Source organism: Mycobacterium sp. (assembly GCF_035314905.1).
GTDB lineage: Bacteria > Actinomycetota > Actinomycetes > Mycobacteriales > Mycobacteriaceae > Mycobacterium.
Window position 1 is genome coordinate 36,048 of sequence record NZ_DATFYW010000140.1, and the last position, 26,736, is coordinate 62,783.

General features: G+C 67.9%; 28 protein-coding genes and 2 pseudogenes. 12 read left to right on the forward strand and 18 right to left on the reverse strand.

Features of this window, described 5'->3' with window-relative positions:
• Both VKG81_RS12060 and VKG81_RS12065 read left to right on the forward strand, forming a co-directional pair.
• Positions 1 to 882 (forward strand): TIGR03619 family F420-dependent LLM class oxidoreductase, encoded by an 882-nt coding sequence (locus VKG81_RS12060; RefSeq protein WP_324396243.1) that lies wholly within the window; start codon positions 1 to 3, stop codon positions 880 to 882.
• Positions 879 to 1,286: a nuclear transport factor 2 family protein gene (locus VKG81_RS12065; RefSeq protein WP_324396194.1), complete on the forward strand. Its 408-nt coding sequence runs from the start codon at positions 879 to 881 to the stop codon at positions 1,284 to 1,286. The genes VKG81_RS12060 and VKG81_RS12065 overlap by 4 nt, the downstream gene beginning before the upstream one ends.
• Here VKG81_RS12065 and VKG81_RS12070 read toward each other — a convergent pair.
• Entirely contained in the window at positions 1,283 to 1,813 is a 531-nt protein-coding gene (locus VKG81_RS12070) for a gamma carbonic anhydrase family protein (RefSeq protein WP_324396196.1), read from the reverse strand. The genes VKG81_RS12065 and VKG81_RS12070 overlap by 4 nt on opposite strands.
• Before the next feature lie 100 nt (positions 1,814 to 1,913).
• Between VKG81_RS12070 and VKG81_RS12075 the strand changes: the two genes are divergently transcribed.
• Both VKG81_RS12075 and VKG81_RS12080 read left to right on the forward strand, forming a co-directional pair.
• On the forward strand, positions 1,914 to 3,083 hold the full coding sequence (locus VKG81_RS12075; protein WP_324396198.1) for a Rieske 2Fe-2S domain-containing protein: 1,170 nt from the start codon (positions 1,914 to 1,916) through the stop codon (positions 3,081 to 3,083).
• Entirely contained in the window at positions 3,080 to 3,535 is a 456-nt protein-coding gene (locus VKG81_RS12080) for a hypothetical protein (RefSeq protein WP_324396200.1), read from the forward strand. The genes VKG81_RS12075 and VKG81_RS12080 overlap by 4 nt, the downstream gene beginning before the upstream one ends.
• A 4-nt stretch (positions 3,536 to 3,539) precedes the next feature.
• Here the strand turns inward: VKG81_RS12080 and VKG81_RS12085 are convergent, their stop codons facing one another.
• Genes VKG81_RS12085 through VKG81_RS12095 form a run of 3 tightly spaced genes read right to left on the reverse strand, consistent with a single transcriptional unit; the run spans position 3,540 to position 6,603 of the window.
• Complete coding sequence (locus VKG81_RS12085; protein WP_324396202.1) at positions 3,540 to 4,700, reverse strand: sulfotransferase; 1,161 nt, start codon at positions 4,698 to 4,700, stop codon at positions 3,540 to 3,542.
• Complete coding sequence (locus VKG81_RS12090) at positions 4,700 to 5,473, reverse strand: SDR family oxidoreductase (protein ID WP_324396244.1); 774 nt, start codon at positions 5,471 to 5,473, stop codon at positions 4,700 to 4,702. Before VKG81_RS12090 ends, VKG81_RS12085 begins: the two co-directional genes overlap by 1 nt.
• A gap of 2 nt (positions 5,474 to 5,475) precedes the next feature.
• Positions 5,476 to 6,603 (reverse strand): hypothetical protein, encoded by a 1,128-nt coding sequence (locus VKG81_RS12095; protein ID WP_324396204.1) that lies wholly within the window; start codon positions 6,601 to 6,603, stop codon positions 5,476 to 5,478.
• 137 nt (positions 6,604 to 6,740) lie between these two features.
• On the opposite strand from VKG81_RS12095, the gene VKG81_RS12100 reads away from it, so the two are divergent.
• Positions 6,741 to 7,658, forward strand: a complete 918-nt coding sequence (locus VKG81_RS12100; protein ID WP_324396206.1) for an IclR family transcriptional regulator — start codon at positions 6,741 to 6,743, stop codon at positions 7,656 to 7,658.
• Here the strand turns inward: VKG81_RS12100 and VKG81_RS12105 are convergent.
• From VKG81_RS12105 to VKG81_RS12125, 5 genes are read right to left on the reverse strand one after another with little or no spacing between them, the layout of a single operon-like run.
• Positions 7,655 to 8,374, reverse strand: coding sequence for a TIGR03943 family putative permease subunit (locus VKG81_RS12105; protein WP_324396208.1), 720 nt, complete (start codon positions 8,372 to 8,374; stop codon positions 7,655 to 7,657). The genes VKG81_RS12100 and VKG81_RS12105 overlap by 4 nt on opposite strands.
• Positions 8,371 to 9,360: a permease gene (locus tag VKG81_RS12110; RefSeq protein WP_414685251.1), complete on the reverse strand. Its 990-nt coding sequence runs from the start codon at positions 9,358 to 9,360 to the stop codon at positions 8,371 to 8,373. The genes VKG81_RS12105 and VKG81_RS12110 overlap by 4 nt, the downstream gene beginning before the upstream one ends.
• An 18-nt stretch (positions 9,361 to 9,378) precedes the next feature.
• Positions 9,379 to 10,443, reverse strand: coding sequence for a 4-hydroxy-2-oxovalerate aldolase (gene dmpG / locus VKG81_RS12115; protein ID WP_324396210.1), 1,065 nt, complete (start codon positions 10,441 to 10,443; stop codon positions 9,379 to 9,381).
• Complete coding sequence (locus VKG81_RS12120; protein WP_324396212.1) at positions 10,440 to 11,360, reverse strand: acetaldehyde dehydrogenase (acetylating); 921 nt, start codon at positions 11,358 to 11,360, stop codon at positions 10,440 to 10,442. The genes dmpG and VKG81_RS12120 overlap by 4 nt, the downstream gene beginning before the upstream one ends.
• A 17-nt stretch (positions 11,361 to 11,377) precedes the next feature.
• On the reverse strand, positions 11,378 to 12,163 hold the full coding sequence (locus tag VKG81_RS12125) for a 2-keto-4-pentenoate hydratase (protein ID WP_324396214.1): 786 nt from the start codon (positions 12,161 to 12,163) through the stop codon (positions 11,378 to 11,380).
• A 78-nt stretch (positions 12,164 to 12,241) separates the two neighbouring features.
• On the opposite strand from VKG81_RS12125, the pseudogene kstD reads away from it, so the two are divergent.
• A pseudogene (gene kstD / locus VKG81_RS12130) lies at positions 12,242 to 13,912 on the forward strand (3-oxosteroid 1-dehydrogenase); the annotation flags it as partial.
• Between the two features lie 106 nt (positions 13,913 to 14,018).
• Positions 14,019 to 14,879: a MaoC family dehydratase gene (locus VKG81_RS12135; protein ID WP_324396216.1), complete on the forward strand. Its 861-nt coding sequence runs from the start codon at positions 14,019 to 14,021 to the stop codon at positions 14,877 to 14,879.
• A gap of 102 nt (positions 14,880 to 14,981) precedes the next feature.
• Here VKG81_RS12135 and VKG81_RS12140 read toward each other — a convergent pair whose 3' ends face one another.
• The 6 genes from VKG81_RS12140 to VKG81_RS12165 are packed head-to-tail and all read right to left on the reverse strand — an operon-like array spanning position 14,982 to position 21,047.
• Positions 14,982 to 16,142, reverse strand: coding sequence for a lipid-transfer protein (locus VKG81_RS12140; protein ID WP_324396218.1), 1,161 nt, complete (start codon positions 16,140 to 16,142; stop codon positions 14,982 to 14,984).
• Positions 16,142 to 16,543, reverse strand: a complete 402-nt coding sequence (locus tag VKG81_RS12145) for a MaoC family dehydratase (protein ID WP_324396220.1) — start codon at positions 16,541 to 16,543, stop codon at positions 16,142 to 16,144. The genes VKG81_RS12140 and VKG81_RS12145 overlap by 1 nt, the downstream gene beginning before the upstream one ends.
• Positions 16,540 to 17,544, reverse strand: a complete 1,005-nt coding sequence (locus tag VKG81_RS12150; RefSeq protein ID WP_324396222.1) for a bifunctional MaoC family dehydratase N-terminal/OB-fold nucleic acid binding domain-containing protein — start codon at positions 17,542 to 17,544, stop codon at positions 16,540 to 16,542. The genes VKG81_RS12145 and VKG81_RS12150 overlap by 4 nt, the downstream gene beginning before the upstream one ends.
• 58 nt (positions 17,545 to 17,602) lie before the next feature.
• Positions 17,603 to 18,766 carry an acyl-CoA dehydrogenase FadE29 gene (fadE29, locus tag VKG81_RS12155; RefSeq protein WP_324396224.1) on the reverse strand — a complete coding sequence of 388 codons (1,164 nt, stop codon included), beginning with the start codon at positions 18,764 to 18,766 and terminating at the stop codon, positions 17,603 to 17,605.
• Entirely contained in the window at positions 18,751 to 19,782 is a 1,032-nt protein-coding gene (locus VKG81_RS12160) for an acyl-CoA dehydrogenase family protein (RefSeq protein WP_324396225.1), read from the reverse strand. Before VKG81_RS12160 ends, fadE29 begins: the two co-directional genes overlap by 16 nt.
• On the reverse strand, positions 19,782 to 21,047 hold the full coding sequence (locus VKG81_RS12165) for a cytochrome P450 (protein ID WP_324396227.1): 1,266 nt from the start codon (positions 21,045 to 21,047) through the stop codon (positions 19,782 to 19,784). Before VKG81_RS12165 ends, VKG81_RS12160 begins: the two co-directional genes overlap by 1 nt.
• 118 nt (positions 21,048 to 21,165) lie before the next feature.
• Between VKG81_RS12165 and VKG81_RS12170 the strand changes: the two genes are divergently transcribed.
• On the forward strand, positions 21,166 to 22,329 hold the full coding sequence (locus tag VKG81_RS12170; RefSeq protein ID WP_324396229.1) for a steroid 3-ketoacyl-CoA thiolase: 1,164 nt from the start codon (positions 21,166 to 21,168) through the stop codon (positions 22,327 to 22,329).
• On the opposite strand, the gene VKG81_RS12175 is transcribed toward VKG81_RS12170, so the two are convergent.
• Positions 22,326 to 22,706, reverse strand: coding sequence for a hypothetical protein (locus VKG81_RS12175; protein WP_324396231.1), 381 nt, complete (start codon positions 22,704 to 22,706; stop codon positions 22,326 to 22,328). The two genes, VKG81_RS12170 and VKG81_RS12175, sit on opposite strands and share 4 nt — an antisense overlap.
• Before the next feature lie 23 nt (positions 22,707 to 22,729).
• Between VKG81_RS12175 and VKG81_RS12180 the strand changes: the two genes are divergently transcribed.
• The gene (locus tag VKG81_RS12180) at positions 22,730 to 23,188 is read left to right on the forward strand and encodes a nitroreductase family deazaflavin-dependent oxidoreductase (protein ID WP_324396248.1); all 459 of its coding nucleotides are present in this window, start codon (positions 22,730 to 22,732) and stop codon (positions 23,186 to 23,188) included.
• Here the strand turns inward: VKG81_RS12180 and VKG81_RS12185 are convergent.
• Both VKG81_RS12185 and VKG81_RS12190 read right to left on the reverse strand, forming a co-directional pair.
• The gene (locus VKG81_RS12185) at positions 23,185 to 24,084 is read right to left on the reverse strand and encodes an SDR family oxidoreductase (RefSeq protein WP_324396233.1); all 900 of its coding nucleotides are present in this window, start codon (positions 24,082 to 24,084) and stop codon (positions 23,185 to 23,187) included. The genes VKG81_RS12180 and VKG81_RS12185 overlap by 4 nt on opposite strands.
• A gap of 12 nt (positions 24,085 to 24,096) precedes the next feature.
• Positions 24,097 to 24,888, reverse strand: a complete 792-nt coding sequence (locus VKG81_RS12190; protein ID WP_324396235.1) for an SDR family oxidoreductase — start codon at positions 24,886 to 24,888, stop codon at positions 24,097 to 24,099.
• Positions 24,889 to 24,941: 53 nt separating this feature from the next.
• Here VKG81_RS12190 and echA20 point away from each other — a divergent pair, with 53 nt between their 5' ends.
• The 3 genes and pseudogenes from echA20 to VKG81_RS12205 form a co-directional block, all read left to right on the forward strand.
• Positions 24,942 to 25,685, forward strand: a complete 744-nt coding sequence (echA20, locus tag VKG81_RS12195) for a (7aS)-7a-methyl-1,5-dioxo-2,3,5,6,7,7a-hexahydro-1H-indene-carboxyl-CoA hydrolase (RefSeq protein ID WP_324396237.1) — start codon at positions 24,942 to 24,944, stop codon at positions 25,683 to 25,685.
• Positions 25,682 to 26,563 (forward strand): cholesterol ring-cleaving hydrolase subunit IpdA, encoded by an 882-nt coding sequence (ipdA, locus tag VKG81_RS12200; protein WP_324396239.1) that lies wholly within the window; start codon positions 25,682 to 25,684, stop codon positions 26,561 to 26,563. The genes echA20 and ipdA overlap by 4 nt, the downstream gene beginning before the upstream one ends.
• Positions 26,560 to 26,736: pseudogene (locus VKG81_RS12205) on the forward strand (CoA-transferase); the annotation flags it as partial. The gene ipdA and the pseudogene VKG81_RS12205, both read left to right, overlap by 4 nt.

Sequence of the window (26,736 nt, forward strand, 5' to 3'; positions counted from 1 at the left end):
ATGAAGTACACCTGCAGCATCGCGATGGGGCCCATCGACGAGCTGCCCGCCATCGCCAGGACCGCAGAGGAACTCGGCTTCGACGCGATCGCGTTGCCGGACTCGCTGTTCTACATGGAGAAGGCGGCCGCGGATTACCCGTACACCCCTGACGGCTCGCGGATGTGGAACGAGAACACACCCTGGGTGGACCCGCTGATCGCGGCGGGTGCGATGGGCGCCGTCACGTCGACGTTGCAGTTCTACACCAACGTGATGAAGCTCGGCTCACGCAACCCGCTGCTGCTGGCGCGCCAGGTGGGCTCGGTGGCCAACCTGACCAACAACCGGTTCGGGTTCGGCATCGGAATCGGATGGGCACCCGAGGAATTCGAGTGGTGCGGGGTGCCCTACAAGCGTCGCGGCGCTCGTGTCGACGAGATGATCGAGGTGATCAAGCTGGTCCTCGGCGGCGGCATGGTCGAATTCCACGGGGAGTTCTACGACTTCGACAGGCTGCAGATGAGCCCGGCGCCAACCGAGCCGGTGCCGATCTACGTCGGCGGGCACACCGACGTCGCCCTCAAGCGCGCCGCCCGCATCGGCGATGGCTGGACCAGCGCGATGATGACCCGCGACCAGCTCGCCGACACGATCGACACGCTGAACAAATACCGGCAGGGATTCGGGCGGGACGGGTTGCCGTTCGAGTTCCAGGCCGTGTGCATCGACCGGTTCGGCGTCGACGGGCACCGTGAACTCGCCGAGATCGGGGTGACCGACAACATCGTGATCCCGTGGGTGTTCGACGGGCTGGGCTTCGACGCCCCGCTCTCGGCCAAGCAGGAATCGATGAAGCGCTTCGCCGAGACCTACATCCACTCGGGCTGGCAGGACACATGACCGAAAACCCCGCGCACGCGGCGGGGCGCCGCTCCCGTGAGGCAGTGATCGCGCGCGACAAACAGGCCTGGCTGGACGTGTTCGCCGACGACGCGATCGTCGAAGACCCGATCGGCCCGTCCGCGTTCGACCCGGAGGGCAAGGGGCATCGCGGGAAGGAGGCCATCTCGGCATTCTGGGACAAGGCGATCGCGCCGACCGAGAAGATCGAGTTTCACTTCGCCGACACGTTCTCGTGCGGCAACGAAGAAGCCAACACCGGGTCGATCGTCATCACCATGGGCGGCCACCAGATCACCACCGAAGGCGTGTTCACGTACAAGGCCGACAGCGACGGCAAACTCGTTGCGCTGCGCGCCTACTGGGAGATGGACCGCGCCGCGGCCACCGCGCGCGCGGTCTAGAGCGGCGCGTTCCGGAAGCCTTCGAGGTAGCGGCGGGCCAGCGCCTGGTACGCGCCGGGGTTGAGGTTCACCCACATCTCCGCGCCGGTGCCGGCGATCGGACCCTTGACCTTCGCCGGCGCGCCGGTAACCAGCACCCCGTCGGGGATCTTGGTGCCGCCGACGACAAGCGAATGCGCCGCGATCAGGCTGCGCGCCCCGATCACCGCGCCGTCCAGCACGGTGCAGTGGTTGGCGATCAGTGCCTCGGCGCCGACGTGCACGCCGTGGATCGTGCACATGTGCGCGACCGTCGCACCCGGCCCGATGTCGACCGGGATGCCCGGCGGGGCATGCAGCACCGAACCGTCCTGCACATTCGCGCCTTCGCGCACGACGATCGGCGAGTAGTCGGCACGCAGCACCGCGCTGAACCACACCGACGCGCCGGCCTCGACGGTCACGTCGCCGACCAGCACCGCGGTGGGCGCCACGAACGCCTCCGGGTGCACGTTCGGCGCCTTGCCTTCGAACTCAAATAGGGCCATAGGTCACATATACAGGACATCCGGCCTGCATTTATTGCATAGTCGCCGGCCAAAACTGTAACGTGTTCTAGTTGGAGGGACCACCGACTGGAGGCGCAAAGTGACTACGGACACCGCCGGCAGCGGCATTCGTGAGATCGACGCCGGCACCCTGCCGGACCGGTATGCGCGGGGCTGGCACTGCCTCGGACCGGTCAAGGGCTACCTGGACGGCGAACCGCATGCCGTCGAGGCGTTCGGCACCAAACTGGTGGTGTTCGCCGACTCCCACGGCAACCTGAACGTGCTGGACGCCTACTGCAGGCACATGGGCGGCGACCTCACCCAGGGCACCATCAAGGGCGACGAAGTGGCCTGCCCCTTCCACGACTGGCGCTGGGGCGGCGACGGCAAATGCAAGCTGGTGCCCTACGCCAAGCGGACGCCCCGGCTGGCGCGCACCCGGGCGTGGCACACCGATGTGCGCAGCGGGCTGCTGTTCGTCTGGCACGACGTCGAGGGCAACCCACCCACGCCCGAACTGCGGATCCCCGACATCGGAGAATGGGCCAGCGACGAGTGGACCGATTGGCGCTGGAACACCGAGCTGATCCCGTCGAACTGCCGCGACATCATCGACAACGTCACGGACATGGCGCACTTCTTCTACATCCACTTCGGCTTCCCGACGTATTTCAAGAACGTCTTCGAGGGCCACATCGCGTCGCAGTACCTGCGCACGGTCGGCCGGCCCGACGTCGACCTGGGCGGGTCCGCCTACACCGGCGAGCAGGTCCTCGACTCCGAGGCGTCCTACTTCGGGCCGTCGTTCATGATCAACTGGCTGCACAACAACTACGGCGGGTACAAGGCCGAGTCGATCCTGATCAACTGCCACTACCCGGTGACGCAGGACTCCTTCATGCTGCAGTGGGGCGTGATCGTCCAGAAGCCCCAGGACATGGACGACGAAATGACCGACAAGCTCGCCGAGGCCTTCACCGCAGGTGTCAGCAAGGGGTTCCTGCAGGACGTCGAAATCTGGCGCAACAAGGCGCGGATCGAAAATCCCCTGCTCGTCGAGGAGGACGGCGCCGTCTATCAGTTGCGCCGCTGGTATCAGCAGTTCTACGTCGACGCCGCCGACGTCGCGCCCGAGATGACCGATCGCTTCGAGATCGAGGTCGACACGACCAAAGCCAACGAGGCGTGGCACGCCGAGGTCGAAGAGAACATGCGGCGCCAGTCCCAGGACGAGCCAAAGGGACAGGCCACGCAGGTATCAGGATGAACCCCGCCGACGAGCAGGCCGTCGATCGGCTGGCGCGCTCGATGCTGCTGCTGCACGGCGCCCACGACGACGACGAGACACCCGGTCGGCGCGGCGCCGACGCGAGGCCCAAACCTGCTGGCGCCGCCCCGCGATGCGCCGAGGCGTTGCGCGAGGCCACCCAGAACGACCGCGAACGCTATCTGAGCTCGGGCCTGCAGCGGGTGGACTGCCGGTTCTGCCACGCCTCGGTGCTCGTCAAGAAGCCGGGTCCGGGGCATACGTCCGTGCAATGGAATTCGGACGCGACCCAGCGCTGCGCGTACTTCGCCGAGGTCCGCGCGGCAGGCGGTGACACCGCGCGCAGCCGGTCGTGCCCGAAGCTGGCCGACAGCATCGAGCACGCGATCGCCGAAGGCATCCTGGAACGGGTCTCGACCGCCCCGGCACCGGGCGACGGCCCTGCGAGCTGAAGCTCTACAGCCCTGCGAAGCGCGCTCTGACCTGTTCGACGGTGAGGCCGTAGTCGGCCAACGAGTACGTGTGCTTCGGCGCGCGGGGGCCCTTCCTGCTCTCGGCGTGGATGTCGTGCATCGCCCGCAGCGCCGGTTCGGTGAGGGGCAGGCCGAAGTGGGCGTAGATGGCCTCGACGGTGCCGATCGGGTCGGCGACGAAGTCGGCGTAGTCGACATCGTAGAACTGCGCCGGATCATGCTCGGCCCGTACCGCGTTGAACCGCTCGAGCCCCCTGGCCCAGGTGTCCAGCGAGTCGGCGCCGATGGTCGCCCCGACGTAGGTGTTCGACCACCCCTCGGTGGCGTGCTCGGCCAGCGAGCACATCGAGCCCATCAGCGTCTCCGCGGGCCGATGGCATTGCACGACAAGCGCGTCGGGGAAGGTGGCCATCAACGCGTCCAGCGCGTGCAGGTGGCTCGGGTTCTTCAGCACCCAGCGCTTGCCGACATCGTTGAGGCCGATCAGCTGCAGGTTCTTGCGGTACCGCCGATACGCCGGCGTCCAGTCCTCTTGCGCCAGCCATCGGGCGTACGTCGGCAGGTGCGCCAGCGTCTCGTACGCGACCGCGTGCAGCGACTGGCGCAGCAACTGCCAGCACTCCTCGACCTCGTCGGCGCTCATGAAGTGCAGCCCCATGAATTCCGGGTTCTGAACATGGTGCTGCTCGAACTGGGCGTTCAGCTGCGCGAAGACGGGATTGTCCTGCCAGGTGTCCCGCGGCGGTCGCGGCTGCGGGTATTCCGCCAACCACATCTGGATGCCCTGATGCGCCGGGTCCGCGCCCAGCAGGCGGTGCAGCGCGGTGGTGCCCGTGCGGGGCAGCCCGGTCACGAAGATCGGCCGCTCGACCGGCACGCCGGCATACCGCGGATATTGCTTCCACCCCGCTTCAGCCAGCAGCCGGGCCGCCAACGCACCCCGCAGGTACACGCGAGAGATCTTGCTGCCCAGCGGCGTGAGGCCCGCCTCGCGCCGATAGGAGTCCAGGATGACGGCGAGGCCCTCGAGATAGTTGTCATCGTCCGCACCGAAGTCGTCAAGACCGACCAGCCGCGACGCGGACTCCAGCAGGTCGTCGACCGTACCGACGTCGGTGCGCAGATGTGCGCCTGGATCCGCCATCAGGCCTTGTACTCCCCGCAGTTCACGTCCAGGGTCTGGCCGGTGATCCCGCTGGCCAGGTCACTGGCCAGGAAGATGATCGCCGACGCGACCTCGTCTTCGGTGGGCAACCGCTTCAGGTCGGAGGCCGCGGCGGTGGCCGCGTAGATCTGCTCGACGGTGGTACCGTACTTGCCGGCCTGATGGCTGAAGTACCCCTTCAGGGTGTCACCCCAAATATAGCCCGGCACAACGGAGTTCACCCTGATTCCTTGTTCTCCGAGCTCGGTGGCCAGCGACTGCGACATCGCCAGCAGCGCCGACTTGGCCATCTTGTAGGCACCGTACTTGGCCTGCGAGTGCCGGAGAACCATCGAGTTGACGTTGACCACCGCGCCCGCCGATTCGGCAAGCGCGGGCGTGAATCCCTGGATCAGCCGCAACGCGCCGAGCACGGTCAGTTCGATCGCATCACGGATGTGCTGAAACGTGGTGTTGGCCAACGGTTTCATCGACGGCACGCGGAATGCGTTGTTGATCAGCACGTCCACCCTGCCGTACGCGGCCAGTGATGCGTCGACCAGCTTGTCGACCTGGTCCTGGTCCGTGATGTCGGTGGCCACCGCGACCGCACGCCGACCGGTGTCGGTGATCTGCTTGGCGACATCGTCGAGCCGCTCGGGGGTGCGCGCGGCCAGCACCAGGTCGGCACCCGCCTGCGCGCACCGCCGCGCCAACGTCGTGCCCAGGGCCGGACCCACGCCGCTGATGCACACAACCTTGTGCTCTAGCATCTTCACCCCAGCATCCTGGCGGCGATCGCGTGCTGCCGGCCGGCAATCCGCGCTCGCCAGTCCTCGTCGGTGATCTTGTTGCGTTCGTAGAACGGCAGGGCCGCGGGCAGCGTGTCGAAATCGATCAGCTCGGCGGTCGGACCGTCGGCCCCGGTCAGCGGGCGCGACACCCGCTGCCAACGGAACTGCATGATGCCCTTGCGGTGGCCCAGCGTCTCCACCCAGTTCGTGACGCCGGGATTCTGCCCGGCGATCAAGATCCGGATCTTCCCGTCGGGATCGGCTTGCGCCTGAACGGCGTTCAACGACGTCTGGTGGTTGATGTAGTCCAGCGAGATGTACCACATGCTACCGAGCTGGAAGCCGAGGTACGGCGCGTCGGGCTGCGGAATCGTGATCAGCAGCGCCTGGTCTGCGGCCAGCTCGTAATGGCCCACCGACGAGTACTGCGTCGCAAGGCCGCCCGGGGTCAGCCGCGGCGCCACCAGCGTGTTGACCGGGATGTTGAGGTAGAACCACTGTGGGAACGCCAACCAGGTCTTTATCCGGTTGATCAGCTGCTTAGCGGCCGTGGCATAACGCTTTTCGACGGTTTCCCTGGTCTGCGGCGGCGGGGCCGTGCCGGCGGTGTCCACGCGCCGGATCGCGATGCTGCCGCGACGCTGTGACCAGTCGCCATACACTTCGCGCACGACGAGCTGCGCCGGCGCCTCCGGCCGGAACCGCCACTCGAAGGTCCTGTCGTCGGCGATTTCGAGCTCGCGGTCGTCGAACGCCGCCTCGCTTTTTGGCACACCCTCGTCGGTGTATTCGCCGCCCAGCAGCTGAAAGCTGAGATCCGTCGTCGTTCCCCTGATTCCGGAGACGACATAGTCGTGGCCAGGTCGCACCCGGGCGCCGAAATAGAGGGTGTCGGGATTGTCCAGCCCCATTTTGGTGAAAGGTCCGGTGCCGCTGAGGAAGAACGGGTGATCGCGGTCGTAGTGGAATGCCACGTGCGTGCACGCGGCGATCCCCTGGGCCAGGTACTGCATCCCTTCGAGAAGATCCGCCTCCGACTCGATGTGCGGGGCAGCGGCAACGAGCCGCTCGGCTTCGGCGATCGCTTCGGTCAGCGGGTCGGTGAACATCGGTTGTCGTCGCCTCCCGTCGGTCCAATATTGAACCGCGTCGGTAGAGTATCGTTGCGTAGAGGCTAGAACTTGTTCTAACTTTGCGTCAACATGGTGTGCGGTCCACATCTGGACCGGCTCGTACCATTATCAGAATGCCGACCGCCGAGCCGTCCGGCCGGGCGTCTCCTCCTACCGCCCGGGTGGTGCGGGTGCTTGACTTCCTCTCCCGCCATCCGCACGAACGATTCGGCGTCTCGGAGTTGGCCCGCCACACCGAGCTGAGCAAGCCCACCTGCCTGGGCATCGTCACGACGCTGAGCGAGGCGGGCTATCTGGTGCGCGACGAGCGGGACAAAACCTACCGGCTCGGCCCGTCGCTGATCACTCTCGGCCACACGGCCCAGGAGGCGATGCGGGTGAGCCCGGCCGCGCGGCAGGAACTGCGCAGGCTCTCGTCGCGGTTCGCCACCGTGGCGGCGTTGTCGGCGGTGGTCGACGACCGGATCACTCTGTTGGAACTGGTGGCGCCGCCGACCGTGCGGGTGCCGGTGCAGGTCGGCCAGAGCTATCCGTTCGCGCCACCGGTCGGGTTGATGTTCGTGCTGTGGGACGACGAGGCGGTGCGCAACTGGCTGGCCAAGGAGCCGACCATCCCGCTGCGCACCGACACCGAGCGGCTGCACCGCGTCATCGCCGAGTGCCGCTCCGACGGCTACCTCGTCGAACGCCTGACTCGCGGCGGGCGGCGGCTGTATGCGCTGATGGCGGGCATGTCGAGTCACCTTCCCGACGAATTGCGCGCGCTGCTGGGCGAGATGGTGTCCGACATCGGCGAGCGGGTCTACCTGCGAAGCGAAAACCCCGCCGCCGGCCCGGGCCGCCGCCAGCGCCACGACATCAGCGTCATCTCCGCGCCGGTCTACGACCACCACCAGCGCCAGGCGATGGTGGCATCGTTACAGATCGGGCGACCCCTCACCGACGGCGAGATCACCGACCGAGCGCAACGACTGATCTCGGCCGCGGACGCGCTGACGGCGCAACTGGGCGGCACCAAGCCCGCCTTCTAATACGCGTAGGTGTTGGTGGGTCGGTCGATCCTCGTGACGCTGCTCACCGCCATCGTCGGCACGAAGGACGTCTGCGGGGTCGAACTCTTCGGGACGACCTTGCCCTCGACGCGCAACCACGTGTCATCGGGGTAGCCCGCGAGGCCCGGACCGGTCAGCCGCACCCGGGCCAGCTGCGCGTCGGCCGCACAACAGATGATGACCACCCGCCCCAGGTCGACGGCGCCGCCGTCGGACATCGTGAAACCGACGACGGTGATCAGCCGGTCGTCGAGCGTGCCCGCCGAGTCCGTCGCCGCGCGCATCATCACGTCGGGAAGCGACACCACCGGCGCCCGCCCGGCGGGCAGCGGCGGGAACGGCCGGAGGTGCGGCGCCGAGGCAGCGGCGACCTCCGGCGTGGCCCCGCGGGCGCCCAGCGGCGGCGGGACGACGAACGCCAGCACGGCGATGGGCACCAGCAGCAGCCAGACGATCCACGGGCGATGACGATGACCGTCGTCGTGTTCCTCGTCGTTTTCTTCGGCATCGGTGCCCACGCGGCGCACATCGCGCACGATCGCGACCACCGCGAGCACCACCAGCACCGCCGACGCGACGAGCAGCCACGGCAGCAGCTGGGGCCTGACATAGTGCAGGTAGGTGCCCTTCAGCGCGATCAGCGCGGTGGCCAGGCCGAGCAGCAGCAGCAGCGAGTTCTGGGTGATGCGGCTCAATGCGCACCGCCCAGGACCAGCAGCCCGATGCCGGTCGCCGCCAGCGTTGCCACCAGCAGGGTCAGGGGGGCGAATCGCAGCGCGAACCGGCGGCCGAACATACCGGCCTGCATCGCGAACAGCTTGACGTCGACAGCGGGCCCGACCACCAGGAACACCAGCCGGGGCAGCAGCGGCAGCATCGTCAGGCTGGCCGCCACGAACGCGTCAGCTTCCGAGCACAGCGCGAGCACGACGGCCAGCAGCGCCATCACGACGATCCCCGCTGCGAGCTGACCGGCCAGATGCTGGAACACCCACGGCGGCACGAGCACCCGCAGCGCGGCCGCCGCGGCGGCGCCCACCACCAGATACGACGCCGCCTGCAGGAAGTCGTGCCGGGCGGCCTCCAGGAACACCACCCATCGCGGCGCCGCGCCGTGCGCCGCCGGCAGCGAGCGGGTGACCCACTCGGGCCGGCCCCACCGCGACCAGAGCAGCCCCATCACCACCGCGGTCGCGAGGGAGGCCAGGCAGCGGCCGATCACCATCTTCGGCTGGCCCGGGAACGCCACGGCGGTGGCCACCAGCACCACCGGGTTGATCGCCGGGGCGGCCAACATGAACGTCAGGGCCGCGGCGCCGGCCGCGCCCGAGGCGTAGAGGCGCCGGGCGACGGGCACGGAACCGCATTCACACCCGGGCAGCGCGGCTCCGCCGACCCCGGCCACCACGATCGCCAGGCCGGCGCGCCGCGGCAGCCACCGGGCCAGCCGTTCGGGCGACACAAACGCCGCGACCAGCCCGCTCACCAAGACGCCGATGACCAGGAACGGCAGCGCCTGGACGAAGACCCCGCAGAACACGGTCGCCGCGACGCTGGCGGCCGGCCGCTGCGCGACGATCCGGCTGAGGATGCCGCCGGACAGCGCGAGCGCGATCAGCGCCGCGAGCAGCATCTCCATCGAGCCGACGCGACGCCGGCTCGTTGTCGGGGCGGCGACCACCGCCCCATCTTGCCTGCCCTACCTGATTGAGCTGGTACTGCCGGCCTGGGACTGCTCGCGCTTGATCTCCAGCGCGATGTCGATCAGCTGATCCTCCTGGCCGCCGATGAGCTTGCGTTTGCCGGCACGGTGCAGGAGCTGGTGCGCGGGCACGCCGTAGCGCTCCGCCTGACGGATCGCGTGCTTGAGGAAGCTCGAGTACACCCCGGAGTAGCCCATGATCAGCGCGTTGCGGTCGAGCAGGCATTCGGCGGGCATGGCCGGCGCGACGACCTCTTCGGCGGCGTCGGCGATGTCGAAGAAGTCGATGCCCGTCTTGACGCCGATCTTGTCGAACACCCCGATCAGCGCCTCGACCGGCGCGTTGCCCGCGCCGGCGCCGAAGCGCCGGCAGCTGCCGTCGATCTGCTTGGCCCCTGCCCGCACCGCCTCGACCGAGTTCGCGACGCCGAGGCCGAGGTTCTCGTGGCCGTGGAAGCCGACCTGGGCGTCGTCGCCGAGTTCGGCGACCAGTGCGGCGACGCGGTCGGCGACCCCCTCGAGGACCAGCGCGCCCGCGGAGTCCACGACGTAGACGCACTGGCATCCGGCGTCGGCCATGATGCGGGCCTGCTGCGCGAGCTTGTCCGGCGGGATGGTGTGGGCCATCATCAAGAACCCGACGGTTTCCAGCCCCAACTCGCGGGCCAGGCCGAAGTGCTGGATGGACACGTCCGCCTCGGTGCAGTGGGTGGCGATCCGGCAGATCGAGCCGCCGTTGTCCCGGGCTTCCCTGATGTCGTCCTTGGTGCCGACCCCGGGAAGCATCAGAAACGCGATCCTGGCTTCTCCGGCCGTCTCGGCGGCCAGCTTGATCAGTTCCTGTTCGGGTGTCCTGGAGAACCCGTAGTTGAAGCTCGAGCCGCCCAGGCCGTCGCCGTGGGTCACCTCGATGACCGGCACACCCGCGGCGTCGAGGGCGGCGACGATCGCGCGGACCTCGTCGGTGGTGAACTGGTGACGTTTGTGGTGCGACCCGTCCCGCAGGCTGGTGTCGGTGATGCGGACGTCCCACAGATCGCTGGAGAAGATGTCGGTGCTCATGACTGGGCTCCTCCCGCCGTTGTGGTCAGGGACTCTCTGGCGATCTCCTCGCCGACCCTGGTGGCCGCCGCGGTCATGATGTCCAGGTTCCCAGCGTAGGGCGGCAGGTAGTCGCCTGCCCCCTCCACCTCGATGAACGTGGTGACGACCGCCTGGCCGCCGGAGTTGAGCGACGGGTCGTCGAACTGCGGTTCGTTGAGCAGCCGGTAGCCCGGCACATAGGTCTGCACCTCGGCGACCACGTCGTTGATCGACTTCGTGATCGCGCCGCGGTCGGCGTCCTCGGGGATCGCGCAGAAGATGGTGTCGCGCATGATCATCGGCGGGTCGGCGGGGTTGAGGATGATGATCGCCTTGCCGCGCCTGGCGCCGCCGATGGTCTCGACGCCGCGGCTGGTGGTCTTGGTGAACTCGTCGATGTTGGCGCGTGTGCCGGGCCCGGCGGACACCGACGCCACCGACGCGACAATCTCCGCGTACGGCACGTCGACCACCCGCGAGACCGCGTACACGATCGGGATCGTCGCCTGCCCGCCGCAGGTGATCATGTTGACGTTCGGAGCGCCGAGGTGTTGGCGAAGGTTGGCCGGCGGGATCACGGCGGGCCCGATCGCCGCGGGGGTCAGGTCGATCGCGCGGATGCCGGCATCGGCATACTTCGGCGCGGCCGCCCGGTGGACATAGGCCGACGTGGCCTCGAACACCAGGTCCGGCTTCTCGTCGCGGGCCAGCAGCCAGTCGACACCCTCGTGGGTGGTTTCCAGGCCGAGGCCGCGGGCGCGCGCGAGGCCCTCGCTGTCCGGGTCGATGCCCACCATCCAGCGCGGCTCCAGCCATTCCGAGCGCAGCAGCTTGTAAAGCAGGTCGGTGCTGATGTTGCCCGAGCCGACGATCGCGACACTTGCTTTGGAGGGCATGAGAGCTCCTATTCGTCCTATTCGAAAGTCAACCGGACGGACCCGAGTCCGTCGAACGTGGCGACGAAATTGTCGCCCGCACGCGCGTCGATCGCACGCGTGCACGAACCCGGCAACACGATGTCGCCGGCCTTGAGGCGCACGCCGAAGTCGTGCACCTTGCGGGCCAGCCACGCCACGGCGGTCACCGGGTTGCCCAGCACGGCGTCGCTGCGGCCCTCGGCCACCACGTCACCATTGCGCGTCAGGACCGCGTCGATCGCCCTGATGTCGACGTCCTTCGGCGACACCCGGTCCGTGCCGAGCACGTAGCCGGCCGACGACGCGTTGTCGGCGATCGTGTCGCACAACTTGATCGTCCAGTCGGTGATCCGGGTGTCGATCAGTTCGATCGCCGGGGCGAACGCCGCCGTCGCCGCGAGCACGTCGTCCTCGGTGCAGCCGGCGCCGGGAAGGTCGTCGGCGAGCAGGAAGGCGACTTCCACTTCCACCCGCGGGCAGAGATAGCGCCCGGCCTTCACCGGGGTGTCCTCGAAGACCTGCATCTCGTCGAGCAGATGGCCGTAGTCGGGCTCGTCGACGCCCATCATCTGCTGCATCGCCTTGCTCGACAGGCCGACCTTGTGGCCGACGACGCGGGCACCTTCGGCGACCCGCTGACGGATGTTGATCAGCTGGATCTCGTAGGCGTCGACCACGTCGATGTCGGGGTTGGCGCCGGTCAGCGGGGCGATCGGAACCCGGCTACGCCCAGCCTGCGCCAGGTCGGCCGCGAGTTCGTCGCGCGTCTGCACACTGAGCATTTTCGAGGGCCCCTCAATAGGTCGATGCGTGCGGGGTGGGTAGCGCCCAGCCACGGCAATTCTATAACGTGTTCTAGTATGACAGGACAGGAGTACGACGTCGTCGTCGTGGGCAGCGGCGGAGCGGGCATGGTGGCCGCACTGACCGCGGCTCACCAGGGGTTATCGGCGGTGGTCGTCGAGAAGGCCCCGCACTACGGCGGCTCGACCGCCCGGTCCGGCGGCGGCGTGTGGATCCCGAACAACGAGATCCTCAAGCGAGACGGCGTCACCGACACGCCAGAGGCCGCGCGCACATATCTGCACGGGATCATCGGCGACGTGGTCGATCCCAAGCGCATCGACACCTACCTGGACCGCGCGCCCGAGATGCTGTCCTTCGTGCTGAAGCACACTCCGCTCAAGATGTGCTGGGTGCCGGGCTATTCCGACTACTACCCGGAGTCTCCGGGCGGCCGGCCGGGTGGACGCTCGATCGAGCCGAAACCGTTCAACGCCAAGAAGCTCGGGCCCGACCTACCGGGCCTGGAGCCGCCGTACGGCAAGGTTCCGCTCAACGTCGTTGTCATGCAACAGGACTACGTTCGATTGAACCAGCTCAAGCGACACCCCCGCGGCCTGCTGCGAAGCGTGAAAGTCGGGGCGAGGACCATGTGGGCCGGGGCGACCGGCAAGAACCTGGTCGGCATGGGGCGGGCCCTTATCGCGCCGCTGCGGATCGGGCTCCGCAAGGCCGGCGTCCCGGTGCTACTCAACACCGCGCTGACCGATTTGCACGTCAAGGACGGCGTCGTACGCGGGATCTATGTCCGCGACACGAACGCGCCGGAAAGTGCCGAGCCGCAACTGATCCGGGCCCGTCGCGGGGTGATCCTGGGATGCGGCGGCTTCGAGCACAACGAGCAGATGCGGGTCAAGTATCAACGCGCCCCGATCACCACCGACTGGACCGTGGGGGCGAAGGCCAACACCGGCGACGGCATCCTGGCGGCCGAGAAACTCGGCGCTGCCCTCGAATTGATGGAGGACGCGTGGTGGGGACCGACGGTGCCGCTGGTCGGCGCACCGTGGTTCGCGCTCTCGGAGCGCAACTCCCCCGGGTCGATCATCGTCAACCTGGCCGGCAAGCGGTTCATGAACGAGTCGATGCCCTACGTCGAGGCGTGCCACCGGATGTACGGCGGGGAGTACGGCCAGGGCCCCGGGCCCGGCGAGAACGTCCCGGCGTGGCTGGTTTTCGACCAGCGGTACCGCGATCGCTACATCTTCGCCGGATTGCAGCCAGGGCAACGTATTCCGAACAAATGGCTGGAGTCGGGCGTGATCGTCTCGGCAGACACGCTGCCGGAGCTGGCTTCGCGCGCGGGACTGCCTGCCGGTGAGGTGGTTGCCACGGTCTCACGCTTCAACGGCTTCGCGCGCTCGGGTGTCGACGAGGACTTCCACCGCGGCGAAAGCGCCTACGACCGGTACTACGGCGACCCGACCAACAAGCCCAATCCGAACCTCGGTGAACTCAGCCATCCGCCCTACTACGCGGCCAAGATGGTGCCGGGCGATCTGGGCACGAAAGGCGGCGTCCGCACCGACGAGTTCGGGCGGGCGTTGCGTGACGACGGCAGCGTCATCGGCGGGCTGTACGCCGCGGGCAACGTGAGCGCGCCGGTGATGGGTCATACCTACCCCGGGCCCGGCGGTACGATCGGGCCGGCCATGGTGTTCGGTTACCTGGCCGCGCTGCACATCGCCGGGACATCGCCAGGACTGACATCGCCGGGACTGATATCGCCGCGAAGGACATCGCCGGGAAGGACTGAGGTGCCGGGTAAGACTGATATCGCCGGGAAGGACTGAGGTGCCGATCGATCTCGCCGCCGCGATGGGCGCGGAGTTGCCGCCTGCCGAGTTCTCGTGGAGCAGCAGCGATGTGCAGCTCTACCACCTGGCGCTGGGGGCGGGCGCCGATCCGATGAACCAGCGAGAGCTGAGCTACCTGGTCGACAACACCCCGCAGGTGCTGCCGACGTTCGGGAACGTCGCGCAGTCGTTCCACCTGACCGAGCCGCCGAGCGTCCCGTTCCCCGGCATCGACATCGAGCTCGCGAAGATCCTGCATGCCTCGGAGGAGGTGGCGGTGGCCGGGCCGCTGCCGCCTTCCGGCACCGCGCGGGCGACCGCCCGCATCGTCGACATCTGGGACAAGGGCAAGGCCGCGGTGATCGTCAGCGAGTCGACGGTGACCGCGCTGGACGGCACGCCGCTGTGGGCCACGCGGCGGTCCATCTTCGCGCGGGGCGAAGGCGGGTTCGGTGGCGAGCGTGGCCCGTCCGCGGCCGTTGCGCCGCCCGAGCGTGCATGCGACTACGAAGTGCCGCTGCCGATCCTGCCGCAGCAGGCGTTGTTGTACCGGTTGTGCGGCGACCGCAACCCGCTGCATTCCGACCCGGAATTCGCTGCGGCCGCGGGCTTTCCCCGGCCGATCCTGCACGGGCTGTGCACGTACGGCATGACGTGCAAGGCGATGGTCGACGCATGCCTCGGCAGCGATGTGAGCCGGGTGCGCTCGTACGGCGCGCGGTTCGCCGGCGTGGTCTACCCCGGCGAGATGCTGCTGGCCCGCATCTGGGCGGAGGACTCGCGCCTGGTCGCTGTGGTGACCGCGCCGTCGCGGGACGAGGGGCCGGTGCTGTCAGGCGTTGAGCTGGTTCCGGCGTAGCTCGCGGTCTCGGCGTGTGGAGCTGAGCGCGAAACTCAAGCTACTGCGGCCGTCGTCGGCGTGTCGCCGCAGCAGGTTGAGTGTCGCGGAAGAAGCCAGCAATCAGCCGAGGACGATGCCCGACGTGGGGACGCCGGTTCCGGCGGTGACCAGAACATGCTCGACGTCGGGAACCTGGTTGACCGACGTCCCGCGCAACTGACGCACGCCTTCGGCGATGCCGTTCATCCCGTGGATGTAGGCCTCCCCCAGCTGGCCGCCATGCGTGTTGATCGGCAGCCTGCCGCCGACCTCGATCGCGCCGTCGGCGATGAAGTCCTTCGCCTCGCCCCAGCCGCAGAACCCCAACTCCTCCAGCTGAATCAGCGTGAACGGGGTGAAATGGTCATACAGCACCGCGGTCTGGATGTCGGTCGGCTTCAGGCCCGACTGCAGCCACAGCTGCCTGCCGACCAGACCCATCTCCGGCAGCCCGTCCAGCTCGGGCCGGTAGTAGCTGACCATCGTGTACTGGTCGGGGCTGGATCCCTGCGCCGCCGCCTCGATGACCGCGGGCCGGTGCCTGGTGTCCTTCGCCCGCGCGACGGACGTGACGACGATCGCCACCGCGCCATCGGTCTCCTGGCAGCAATCCAGCAGCCGCAGCGGCTCGGCGATCCACCGCGAGTTCTGGTGGTCCTCGATGGTGATCGGCTTCCCGTAGAAGTACGCCTTCGGGTTCTTGGCCGCATGCTTGCGGTCAGCGACCGAGATCGCACCGAAATCCCGGCTGGTCGCGCCCGACAAATGCATGTACCGCTTGGCGATCATCGCCACCTGCGCCGCGGGCGTGCTCAACCCGTGCGGGTAGGAGAACGAGTTGTCCACCCCGGTGGAGTCGGCGTTCTCGGTCAGCCTGGTCTGCACCTGGCCGAACCGCATGCCCGAGCGTTCGTTGAACGCCCGGTAGGCGACCACCACGTCGGCGACCCCGGTCGCCACCGCGATCGCGGCCTGCTGAATGGTCGCGCAGGCCGCCCCGCCGCCGTAGTGGATCTTCGAAAAGAACTTCAGCTCACCGATTCCCGCGGCTCTGGCCACCGCGACCTCGGTGTTCGAATCCATCGTGAACGTGGTCAGACCGTCGACGTCGGCGGGGCAAAGCCCCGCGTCGTCGAGCGCGTCGCGCACCGCCTCGGCCGCCAGCCGCAACTCGCTTCGGCCCGAGTTCTTGGAGAAGTCGGTGGCACCGATGCCGACGATCGCCGCCTTGCCGGAAAGCATCACCGTCCCCCGATCGCCAGGGTCACGGTGGCGATCACGTGATCGCCAAGACTGTTGCGGCCGAACACCTTCACCGTCACCACACCGTCCTCGACCGCGGTCACCTCGCCGGAGAACGTCACGGTGTCATTGACGTACCACGGCACACCGAGCCGCAACGAGATCGACTTGATCAGCGCGGACGGTCCGGCCCAGTCGGTGACGAACCGCTGCACCAGCCCGGTGTCGGTGAGGATGTTGACGAAGAAGTCCTTGGACCCCTTCGCCTGCGCCTTGTCGCGGTCATGGTGGACGTCCTGGAAATCCCGAGTCGCCAGCGCCGTTGAAATGATGAACGTCGGGTCTCCGAAGAGACTCAGCTCGGGCAGCTTCGTACCCACCTCGATGGCCGGGGCGCTCATGCCGCGGGCTCCCATGCGTACAGCGTCCAGGCCGGCGCCGCGTCGGTCGCCGGAAAGTTGATATACATCGCCTGCACCGGCATCCCGATCTCCACCATCGCGGGGTCGACGTTGCGAAGCTCGCCGAGCATGCGCACCCCCTCCTCCAGTTCGACGAGGGCGATCACGAACGGCAGCGTGCGGCCGGGCACCTTGGGCGCGTGGTGCACTACGAAGCTGAACACCGTCCCGCGTCCGCCGGCCACCAGGTAGTCGATCGGCGCCTGTTTGTCCTGCCAGAGCGCCGGAACCGGCGGGTGTTGCAGGGTGCCGTCCGCGCGCCGCTGGATGCGCAGCTCGTGGTCGGCGACGCCCTCCCAGAAGAACGCGGTGTCGCGCGACGCGGCGGGCCGCATCATGTTGGCGGGGTCGAGGTCGTCCGGCACGCCGTGGTCGCCGTTGTCCCGGAGCTCTTGGGGCTCTTGGGGCTTTCGGGGCTCTTGGGGCTTTCGGGGCTCTTGGGCCGGCCGAAATTTCAGGATCCGCCAGTTCATTTCGGCGACGTCCTCGTCGCCGACCTGCCAGGTGATCCGCTGGTTGATGAAGTAGCCCTCGCCGAGCGCGGTCTGCTTGGGCCCGACCACGTCGGTGAGCTCGGCGCTGACGCTGACCTCTTCGCCGGGGCGCAGGTAGCGGTGGTAGGTCTGGTCACAGTTGGTCGCGACCACCCCGATGTAGCCGGCGTCGTCGAACAGCCCGATGATGCGACCCAGCGGATCGTCGTCGGGGCGGGTGCCGCCGAGCCCCATCATCGTCCAGACCTGGATCATCGCTGGCGGGGCGACGATGCCGGGATGTCCCGCGGCGCGGGCCGCCGCCTCGTCGACGTAGATCGGGTTGCGGTCGCCGATGGCCTCCAGCCAGTTGTTCATGATCGGCCGGTTCACCGGATCCCGTCCCGTGCGCGGCTTGCTGCGGCCCGCCGCCTTCACCTGCGCGACGGCCTCGTCGATATCTTTCATCTGTTTCCTCGGCTGTTTCCTCGGCTCATCGGTGTCCTCGGCTCATCGGCTCATCGGCTCATCGCGGGACCCTGGGGACCTTCAGCCCCGCAGCGGCCACCATCTCCCGCATCACCTCGTTGACGCCACCACCGAACGTGATCACCAGGTTGCGTTTGGTCTGCAGGTCCAGCCAGTGCAACAGGTCCCCGGTGTCCGGCTCGGCCGGGTTGCCGTAGCGGCCCACGATCTCCTCGGCGAGCCGACCGACGTACTGGACGCGTTCGGTGGCAAAGACCTTGGTGGCCGAGGCGTCGGCGACGTCGATGTGCTCTCCTGCCGCAGCCACCTGCCAGTTCAGCAACTCGTTGATCCGCCAGATCGAGTAGATCTCGCCCAGCGCCCGCTTCACGTCGTCGTGGTCGATCGGCGTCACGCCGTCACCGCCGGGCTTGGACGCCCACGCGTGCACGCGGTCGTAGATGCCGGCAAACCTTCCGGCCGGACCCAGCATCACGCGCTCGTTGTTGAGCTGCGTCGTGATCAGCTTCCAGCCGGCATTCTCCTCGCCGACCAGCATGTCCACCGGGACCCGCACGTCGTTGTAGTAGCTGGCATTGGTGTGGTGGGCGCCGTCGCTGGTAATGATCGGCGTCCACGAGTAACCCGGATCCTTGGTGTCGACGATCAGGATCGAAATGCCCTTGTGCTTAACCGCTTCCGGGTCGGTGCGGCACGCGAGCCAGACGTAGTCGGCGTCGTGGGCACCGGTGGTGAAGATCTTCTGCCCGTTGACGATGTACTCGTCGCCGTGGCGCACCGCGGTGGTGCGCAGCGACGCCAGGTCGGTGCCCGCCTCCGGCTCGGTGTAGCCGATCGCGAAGTGGACCTCACCGGCGAGGATCGCCGGAAGGAACCGTTTCTTCTGGGCATCGCTGCCGAAGATCTGCAGCGTCGGGCCGACGGTCTGCAGCGTGACGGCGGGCAGCGGGACGTCGGCGCGCTGCGCTTCGTTGACGAAGATCTGCTGCTCGAGGGGACCGAAACCTCGTCCGCCGAACTCGACGGGCCAGCCGACCCCCAGCCACCCGTCGCGGCCCATCCGCCGGATCACCTCGCGGTAGGCCTTGCCGTGCCGGTCGGCCTCCATCTCGGCGGCCTCTTCGGGGGTGATGAGGCCGGAGAAGTATTGGCGCAGTTCGGCTTGCAGTGCCCGCTGTTCGGGCGTCAGGTCGATGAACATTGTGCTCCCACCAGCTCAAGACGATGCAACGGACCGCCCAGCAGGCGGGTGAGGTCCTTGACAGTCGAGTAATACCGCGTCATCGGATAGGTGATGTCCACCCCGATGCCGCCGTGCAGATGATGGCAGATCTGCATGGCCGGCGGAGCCTCCGACGCCAGCCAGTAGCCCAGAACGTCGAGGTCCCCGTCGGCGTCGCGGCCTTCGGCCAGCCGCCAGACGGCCGACTTCGCCGCCAGATCGATGGTGCGCGAGGCAATGTAGACGTTCGCGAGATGAGCCGCCACGGTCTGGAAGGTCGACAGCGGCCTGCCGAACTGGTGGCGGTTGGCGACGTAGTCGGCCGTCAGCCGCAACGCCCCGGCCACCAGGCCGCTCCCGTATGCGCCGACCATCGCCAGCGCCAGCCGGTTGATCTTGTGTGCGTCCACGCCCGCCAGCACATCAGAGTCGGGCACCGCCACATCGGAGAACGTCACCACGTACTCGTCGCTGTTGTTGGATGCCGGCGTCGGCTCGACCTTCACGCCGTCGGCCTTCGGGGACACCACGACGACGGCGTTGTCGGCAGTCACGATCATCCAATCCGCCCGCGCCGCATACGGAACCCCGACCTTCGTGCCGGTGAGCCGGTTGCCGACGAACGTCGTCGACGGCCGGTCCGGCAATGCGGTCCCGGGTTCGTTCAGCGCGGCGGTCAGCACCCCGCCGCCGGCCACGCGGGAAAAATAGGTGTCCTGCTGCTGGTCGGTGGCGAACTGCAGAAGCGGCACCACGGACAGGCCGAGCGTGGCCAGCGCAGGCGTGACCGCTCCGTGCCGACCCAGTTCGGTGAGAACCGTCGCGACCTCGGAAATGCCCAGGCCGTCGCCGCCAAGACGCTCCGGCAGCGCCAGCGTGGTCACGCCGCTGGCGGCCAGTGCCGACCACAGATCGCCGGACTCGGCGTTGCGATCCATGACCGACGTGACGACATCCGCGACAGCCCGCTGCGCGGGTTCGGGGCTGAAGTCCATCAGTGGGCCACCGGGCACTTGGCAGCCGAATCGCCGTGGTAGTCAACCTGCCAGTGCTTGATGCCGTTGAGCCACCCGGAACGCAGCCGCTCCGGCTTGGCGATCGGAGTCAGGTCGGGCATCTGGTCGGCCACCGCGTTGAAGATCAAGTCGATGGTCATCTTGGCCAGGTTGGCGCCGATGCAGTAGTGCGCACCGGTGCCGCCGAACCCGACGTGGGGGTTGGGGTTGCGCAGGATGTCGAACGTGTAGGGGTCGTCGAAGACCTCTTCATCGAAGTTGGCAGAGCGGTAGAACATCACGACCCGCTGCCCCTTCTTGATCTGGGCACCGGACAGTTCGTAGTTCTCCAGCGCCGTGCGCTGGAAGCAGGTCACCGGCGTGGCCCAGCGGACGATCTCGTCGGCAGCCGTCTCCGGGCGCTCCGCCTTGAACAGCTCCCACTGGCCGGGGAAGTCCATGAACGCCATCATGCCCTGGGTGATGGAGTTGCGGGTGGTCTCGTTGCCCGCCACCGCGAGCATCACGACGAAGAACCCGAACTCGTCGTCGGAGAGCTTCTCGCCGTCGATGTCGGCGTTGATCAACGTCGTGACGATGTCGTCGCCCGGGTTCTTCGTCTTTTCCTCGGCCATCTGCATGGCGTACTGGATCAGCTCGAACGAGGACATCTTCGGGTCGATGTGGGCATATTCAGGGTCATCGTTACCGGTCATCTCGTTGGACCAGCGGAACAACTTGTCGCGATCGTCCAGCGGGACGCCGAGCAGCCCGGCGATGGCCTGCAGCGGCAGCTCGGCTGACACCTGCTCGACGAAGTCGCCGATACCCTCCGCAGCGGCCGCCTTCGCGATGTTCTGGGCACGCTGGCCGAGTTCGTCGCGCAGCCGTCCGACGGCCCGGGGCGTGAACCCACGGGAGATGATCTTGCGCAGCCGGGTGTGGTGCGGCGCGTCCATGTTCAGCATCACGAACCGCTGGACCTCGATGTCCTCGCGGGCGATGTCGTCGTTGAACCGGGGGATCACGCAGTTCTCGTAGCTGGAGAAGACGTCGCTGCGCAGCGACACCTCCTTGACGTCTTTGTGCTTGGTCACCACCCAGTAGCCGCCGTCGTTGAAGCCGCCGGCCTTGCCGACAGGCTGCTCGTTCCACCAGACTGGCGCGGTCCGGCGCAACTCGGCCAACTCCTCGACCGGCAACCGCTCGACGTAGATGTCGGGGTCGGTGAAGTCAAAGCCGGGGGGCAGGTTGGGGGTGGGCATCAGTGCACTCCTCAATACAACGTGTTCTAGTGCCAGTAAAACATGCCCCTACCGCAGACAAAAGGCACGTTTGCATCCTCGCTTGTCAGAGTAATGGAACGTGTTCTAGCCTGGCGGAATGGGTAACCCTGTCATCGTCGAGGCCACGCGCAGCCCGATTGGCAAGCGCAATGGATGGTTGTCGGGCCTGCATTCAACCGAGCTGCTCGGAGCGGTGCAGAAGGCATTGGTTGAGAAGGCCGGCATCGACGCCGGCGATGTCGAACAAGTCATCGGCGGCTGCGTGACGCAGTTCGGCGAGCAGTCCAACAACATCTCCCGGGTCGCGTGGCTGACCGCGGGTTTGCCGGAGGAGGTCGGCGCGACCACCGTCGACTGCCAGTGCGGCAGCGGTCAGCAGGCCAATCACCTGATCGCCGGGCTGATCGCGGCGGGCGCGATCGACGTCGGCATCGCGTGCGGGATCGAGGCGATGAGCCGCGTCGGGCTCGGCGCCAACGCCGGTCCCGACCGCTCCGTGATCCGCGCCTCGTCCTGGGACATCGACCTGCCGAACCAGTTCGAGGCGGCCGAGCGGATCGCCAAGCGGCGCGGCATCACCCGCGGGGACGTCGACGAGTTCGGGCTGGCTTCGCAGCAGAAGGCCAAGCAGGCGTGGGCCGAGGGGAGGTTCGACCGGGAGATCAGCCCGATCGAGGCCCCGGTGCTGGACGAGCAGAAGCAGCCGACCAGCGAACGGCACACGGTCAGCCGCGACCAGGGGCTGCGGGACACCACCCTGGACGGCCTGGCGCAGCTGAAGCCGGTGCTGGAGGGCGGCATCCACACCGCCGGAACGTCGTCGCAGATCTCCGACGGCGCCGCGGCGGTGCTGTGGATGGATGAGGACAAGGCTCGCGCGCTGGGCCTACGGCCGCGGGCACGGATCGTCAGCCAGGCGCTGGTGGGCGCCGAGCCGTATTACCACCTCGACGGGCCGGTGCAGTCGACGGCCAAGGTGCTCGAGAAGGCCGGCATGAAGATCGGCGACATCGACATCGTCGAGATCAACGAAGCCTTCGCCTCCGTCGTGCTGTCGTGGGCCAGGGTGCACAACCCGGACATGGCACGGGTGAACGTCAACGGCGGCGCGATCGCGCTGGGACACCCCGTCGGCAGCACCGGCAGCCGGTTGATCACCACCGCGCTGCACGAACTCGAGCGCTCCGATCAGAGGACGGCGCTGATCACGATGTGCGCGGGCGGTGCACTCTCGACCGGCACGATCATCGAACGGATCTAGTCGCTTCTGATCCGCGGGTGGAAGCGCACCCGGATGTGGTGGATCCTGCCGTCGTCCGCCGGGATCAGGAACGTCTCGTCGACACGTGCCACCACCCGCCGCCCGCCGAGCGCGGCCCTGGTCACAACGGTGAAGGTCGCGTGCACCTCGTCGCCGTCGATCGAGTAGGCGCGATCGGTCGTCGCGGCGATAACCCGGTACTGCGGACCGCGATTCAGGCTGCGGCGCAGGTGATCTCCGGAGAAGCCGGTCCTGACGCCCTGCTCGATGCGGACACATCCGGGCGCGAACGGCACCGAATCGCCGTCATGGCTGACGAGTGCGTCGACGTAGGCGTCTGCCGCCGCGATGCGGTCGGTATCGGACACGGTCACCACCCCGCCAGCATAGGATGACCGCCATGCCGAAATCACCACCGCCGTTCATGAATACGCGCTACACGGACTTCCTCATCAAATGGATGTCGCGGCTCAACACCTGGATGTACCGTCGCGGGGGCGGTGAGGGTCTGGGCGGCACGTTTCAGAAGATCCCCGTCGCGTTGCTGACCACCACGGGCCGCAAGACCGGCCAACCGCGCGTCAGCCCACTGTATTTCCTGCGCGACGGCGACCGGGTGATCGTTGCAGCTTCGAAAGCCGGCGCCGAAAAGAACCCGATGTGGTATCTGAACCTCAAGGCCAATCCCAAGGTGGCCGTACAAATCAAAAAAGAGGTGCTCGACCTGAACGCGAGAGAGGCCACCGACGAGGAACGACAGAGGTACTGGCCGCAACTGGTCGAGATGTACCCCACCTACGAGGACTACCAGTCCTGGACCGACCGGGTGATCCCGCTGGTGGTCTGCGAGCCGAACTAGGCGCCGTACACCGGGACCGGCGGGCGCGCCTTGGCCAGCAAGTCGCCGACGACCGGACCCAGCTCCGCGGGATCCCAGCGGGCGCCCTTGTCGACCTGCGGGCCGTGCGCCCAGCCCTCGGCCACCCGGATCAGGCCGCCCTCGACCTCGAAAACCTTGCCCGTGACATCGCGTGATTGTGCGCTGCCCAGCCAAACCACAAGGGGTGAAACATTTTCCGGCGCCATCGCGTCAAAGCCGTGCTCGGGTTTGGTCATCGTCTCGGCGAACACCTTCTCGGTCATCCGGGTGCGGGCAGCCGGCGCGATCGCGTTGACCGTGATCCCGTAGCGGCCCAGCTCGGCGGCGGCGACCAGGGTGAGCGCCGCGATGCCGGCCTTGGCCGCCGAGTAGTTGCCCTGGCCGACGCTGCCCTGCAGACCGGCGGCGGAACTGGTGTTGATCACCCTGGCGTCGACGGCCTGGCCTGCCTTGTGCTGCCCGCGCCAGTACTGGGCCGCGTGCCGCAGCGTCACGAAATGGCCCTTCAGGTGGACCCGGACCACCGCGTCCCACTCCTCCTCGCTGGTGTTGGCCAGCATCCGGTCGCGGATGAACCCTGCGTTGTTGACCAGCACGTCCAGGGTGCCGAACGTGTCGACCGCGGCTTGGATCAGGTTCTGCGCACCGTTCCAGTCGGCGATGTCGTCGCCGTTGGCGATCGCCTCGCCGCCGGCCGCGTTGATCTCGTCGACCACCTCGGAGGCCGGGCTGTGACCCGCCGAACCGTCCAGGCCCACGCCAATGTCGTTGACCACCACCCGCGCGCCCTCGGCGGCGAACGCGAGCGCGTGCGCCCGCCCGATGCCGCGGCCTGCGCCGGTGATCACTGCAACCCGGCCGTCGAGCAGTCCCATATCCGTTTCTCCTCAACTGTTCTCGTTCTTGTTGGCGCTGGACGCCTCCAGGTAGGGTGGCGGTTCGCCACCGCCGTGCACGGCCATCGTCGTGCCGCTGATGTACGACGCGGCGTCAGACGCGAGAAAAGCAGCAGCCCAACCGATTTCGCGGGGTGTGGCGAGCCGGCCGAGCGGCACCGTCGCGGCGACCGCGGCGAGCGACTCGGCGTCGCCGTAGAAGAGCTCCGACTGCTCGGTCTCCACCATGCCCACCGCGAGCGCGTTGACCCGCACCTTCGGCGCCCACTCGACCGCCAGCGTCGCGGTCATGTTCTCCACGCCCGCCTTGGCCGCCCCGTAGGCGACGGTGCCCGGCGACGGCCGGCGCCCGCTGACGCTGGAAATCGAGACGATGGACCCGCCTGTCTTCTGGTTCTGCATCACCGCGTTGGCTCGCTGCGAAACGAGCAGCGGGCCCAGCAGATTCAATTCGACGATCTTGCGGTGGAACGTCGGCGACGCGTCGGCGGCCAGCGCATACGGCGACCCACCGGCATTGTTCACCAACACATCGAGCCGACCGTGCCGTTGGACGATCGCGTCGATCAACGCGGCCACCGAGTCCTCGTCACGCACGTCGCACGGGTGGAACTCATACGGCAGTCCCGCGACGGCGTGCCTGGCGCAGGTCACCACTCGAGCGCCTTGATCGGCGAACACGGCACTGATTCCGGCGCCGACCCCTCTCACGCCGCCGGTCACCAGCACCACCCTGCCGGCGAGCCCGAAGTTCAGGGGGACTTCACCGCCGGCGCCTTGCACTGTGCTAGCTTACCAAGCAAGTGCTTGCTTAGGTAGCGACCCCAGGAAGTGCCATGACCATTACGTCCGCCACCGTCGAGCCGGGAATCGTCGCCGTGACCGTCGACTACCCGCCGGTGAACGCGATCCCGTCCCGCGGCTGGTTCGAACTGGCCGCCGCCGTCACCGATGCCGGCAACAAACCCGACACCCACGTGGTGGTCCTGCGGGCCGAGGGCCGCGGCTTCAATGCGGGCGTCGACATCAAGGAGATGCAGCGGACCGAGGGCTTCACCGCCTTGATCGACGCCAACCGCGGCTGCTTCGCCGCTTTCAGGGCGGTCTACGAGTGCGCGGTGCCGGTCGTCGCCGCGGTGAACGGTTTCTGCGTCGGTGGGGGTATCGGTCTCGTCGGCAACGCGGACGTGATCGTCGCCTCCGACGATGCGACGTTCGGGCTGCCGGAGGTGGAGCGCGGCGCCCTCGGCGCGGCGACGCATCTGTCGCGCCTGGTGCCGCAGCACATGATGCGCCGGCTGTTCTTCACCGCCGCGACGGTGGACGCGGCGACGCTGCACCATTTCGGCTCGGTGCACGAGGTGGTGCCGCGCGATGAGCTCGACGAGGCGGCACTGCAGGTGGCGCGTGACATCGCGGCCAAGGACACCCGGGTCATCCGGGCCGCGAAGGAGGCGCTGAACTTCATCGATGTGCAGCGGGTCAACTCCAGTTATCGTATGGAGCAAGGCTTTACGTTCGAGCTCAATCTCGCCGGGGTCTCCGACGAGCACCGCGAGGCGTTCGTCAAGAACTCATGAGCGACAAGCGGACCACCCTCGACGAGGCCGTCGCGCAGCTGCGCAGCGGTATGACGATCGGCATCGGCGGCTGGGGCTCGCGGCGAAAGCCGATGGCATTCGTGCGGGCCATGCTGCGAACCGACGTCACCGATCTGACCGTGGTCACGTACGGCGGGCCCGACATCGGGCTGCTGTGCTCGGCGGGCAAGGTGCGACGCGTGTACTACGGTTTCGTCTCGCTGGATTCGCCGCCGTTCTACGACCCATGGTTCGCCAAGGCCCGCACTTCGGGCGCGATCGAGGCCCGCGAGATGGACGAGGGCATGCTGCGGTGCGGGCTGCAGGCGGCCGCACAGCGGTTACCGTTCCTGCCGATCCGCGCCGGTCTGGGCAGCTCGGTGCCGGACTTCTGGGAGGGCGAGCTGAAGACCGTCACATCGCCCTATCCGGTCGACGGCGGGTTTGAAACGCTGATCGCGATGCCGGCGTTGCGATTGGACGCGGCGTTCGCGCATCTGAATCTCGGCGACTCCGCGGGCAACGCGGCCTACACCGGCGTCGACCCGTACTTCGACGACCTGTTCCTGATGGCGGCCGAGCGCCGCTACCTGTCGGTGGAGAAGGTGGTGTCGACAGAGGTGCTGGTCAAGGCCGTGCCAGCGCAGGCGCTGTTGGTGAACCGGATCATGGTCGACGCGGTGGTCGAGGCGCCCGGCGGGGCCCACTTCACCACGGCCGCACCCGATTACGGGCGTGACGAGAGGTTTCAGCGGCACTACGCATCGGCGGCCGCGGAGCCGGCCGCATGGGCGGAGTTCGCGTCGATGTACCTGTCGGGCACCGAGGACGACTACCAGGCCGCGGTGCGCGGATTCGCAGAGGGGGACTCCGCGTGACTTCCATCAGCCGGGCCGAGGCGTGCGTCGTCGCCTGCGCGGAACTGTTCCGGAACGCCGGCGAGATCATGGTCAGCCCGATGTCGACGATCGCCGCGATCGGCGCGCGGCTGGCCAGGCTCACCTTTGCGCCCGACATCCTGCTGACCGACGGCGAGGCCCTGCTGCTCGCC

What these genes read in the sequence shown, in the direction of transcription:
- VKG81_RS12120 (WP_324396212.1), bottom strand. Translation starts at nt 11,360, where the DNA reads ATGCCCTCCAAAGCAAGTGTCGCGATCGTCGGCTCGGGCAACATCAGC.
- VKG81_RS12185 (WP_324396233.1), bottom strand. Translation starts at nt 24,084, where the DNA reads ATGGGACTGCTCGACGGCCGGGTTGCAGTGATCACCGGCGCAGGCCGC.
- fadE29 (WP_324396224.1), bottom strand. Translation starts at nt 18,766, where the DNA reads ATGTTCATCGACCTGACGCCCGAACAGCGGGCACTGCAAGCCGAACTG.
- dmpG (WP_324396210.1), bottom strand. Translation starts at nt 10,443, where the DNA reads ATGAGCACCGACATCTTCTCCAGCGATCTGTGGGACGTCCGCATCACC.
- VKG81_RS12085 (WP_324396202.1), bottom strand. Translation starts at nt 4,700, where the DNA reads ATGGCGGATCCAGGCGCACATCTGCGCACCGACGTCGGTACGGTCGAC.
- VKG81_RS12125 (WP_324396214.1), bottom strand. Translation starts at nt 12,163, where the DNA reads ATGCTCAGTGTGCAGACGCGCGACGAACTCGCGGCCGACCTGGCGCAG.
- echA20 (WP_324396237.1), top strand. Translation starts at nt 24,942, where the DNA reads ATGACCATTACGTCCGCCACCGTCGAGCCGGGAATCGTCGCCGTGACC.
- VKG81_RS12170 (WP_324396229.1), top strand. Translation starts at nt 21,166, where the DNA reads ATGGGTAACCCTGTCATCGTCGAGGCCACGCGCAGCCCGATTGGCAAG.
- VKG81_RS12065 (WP_324396194.1), top strand. Translation starts at nt 879, where the DNA reads ATGACCGAAAACCCCGCGCACGCGGCGGGGCGCCGCTCCCGTGAGGCA.
- VKG81_RS12095 (WP_324396204.1), bottom strand. Translation starts at nt 6,603, where the DNA reads ATGTTCACCGACCCGCTGACCGAAGCGATCGCCGAAGCCGAGCGGCTC.
- VKG81_RS12180 (WP_324396248.1), top strand. Translation starts at nt 22,730, where the DNA reads ATGCCGAAATCACCACCGCCGTTCATGAATACGCGCTACACGGACTTC.
- VKG81_RS12150 (WP_324396222.1), bottom strand. Translation starts at nt 17,544, where the DNA reads ATGAAAGATATCGACGAGGCCGTCGCGCAGGTGAAGGCGGCGGGCCGC.
- VKG81_RS12080 (WP_324396200.1), top strand. Translation starts at nt 3,080, where the DNA reads ATGAACCCCGCCGACGAGCAGGCCGTCGATCGGCTGGCGCGCTCGATG.
- VKG81_RS12160 (WP_324396225.1), bottom strand. Translation starts at nt 19,782, where the DNA reads ATGGACTTCAGCCCCGAACCCGCGCAGCGGGCTGTCGCGGATGTCGTC.
- VKG81_RS12140 (WP_324396218.1), bottom strand. Translation starts at nt 16,142, where the DNA reads ATGCTTTCCGGCAAGGCGGCGATCGTCGGCATCGGTGCCACCGACTTC.
- VKG81_RS12145 (WP_324396220.1), bottom strand. Translation starts at nt 16,543, where the DNA reads ATGAGCGCCCCGGCCATCGAGGTGGGTACGAAGCTGCCCGAGCTGAGT.
- ipdA (WP_324396239.1), top strand. Translation starts at nt 25,682, where the DNA reads ATGAGCGACAAGCGGACCACCCTCGACGAGGCCGTCGCGCAGCTGCGC.
- VKG81_RS12165 (WP_324396227.1), bottom strand. Translation starts at nt 21,047, where the DNA reads ATGCCCACCCCCAACCTGCCCCCCGGCTTTGACTTCACCGACCCCGAC.
- VKG81_RS12090 (WP_324396244.1), bottom strand. Translation starts at nt 5,473, where the DNA reads ATGCTAGAGCACAAGGTTGTGTGCATCAGCGGCGTGGGTCCGGCCCTG.
- VKG81_RS12060 (WP_324396243.1), top strand. Translation starts at nt 1, where the DNA reads ATGAAGTACACCTGCAGCATCGCGATGGGGCCCATCGACGAGCTGCCC.
- VKG81_RS12100 (WP_324396206.1), top strand. Translation starts at nt 6,741, where the DNA reads ATGCCGACCGCCGAGCCGTCCGGCCGGGCGTCTCCTCCTACCGCCCGG.
- VKG81_RS12070 (WP_324396196.1), bottom strand. Translation starts at nt 1,813, where the DNA reads ATGGCCCTATTTGAGTTCGAAGGCAAGGCGCCGAACGTGCACCCGGAG.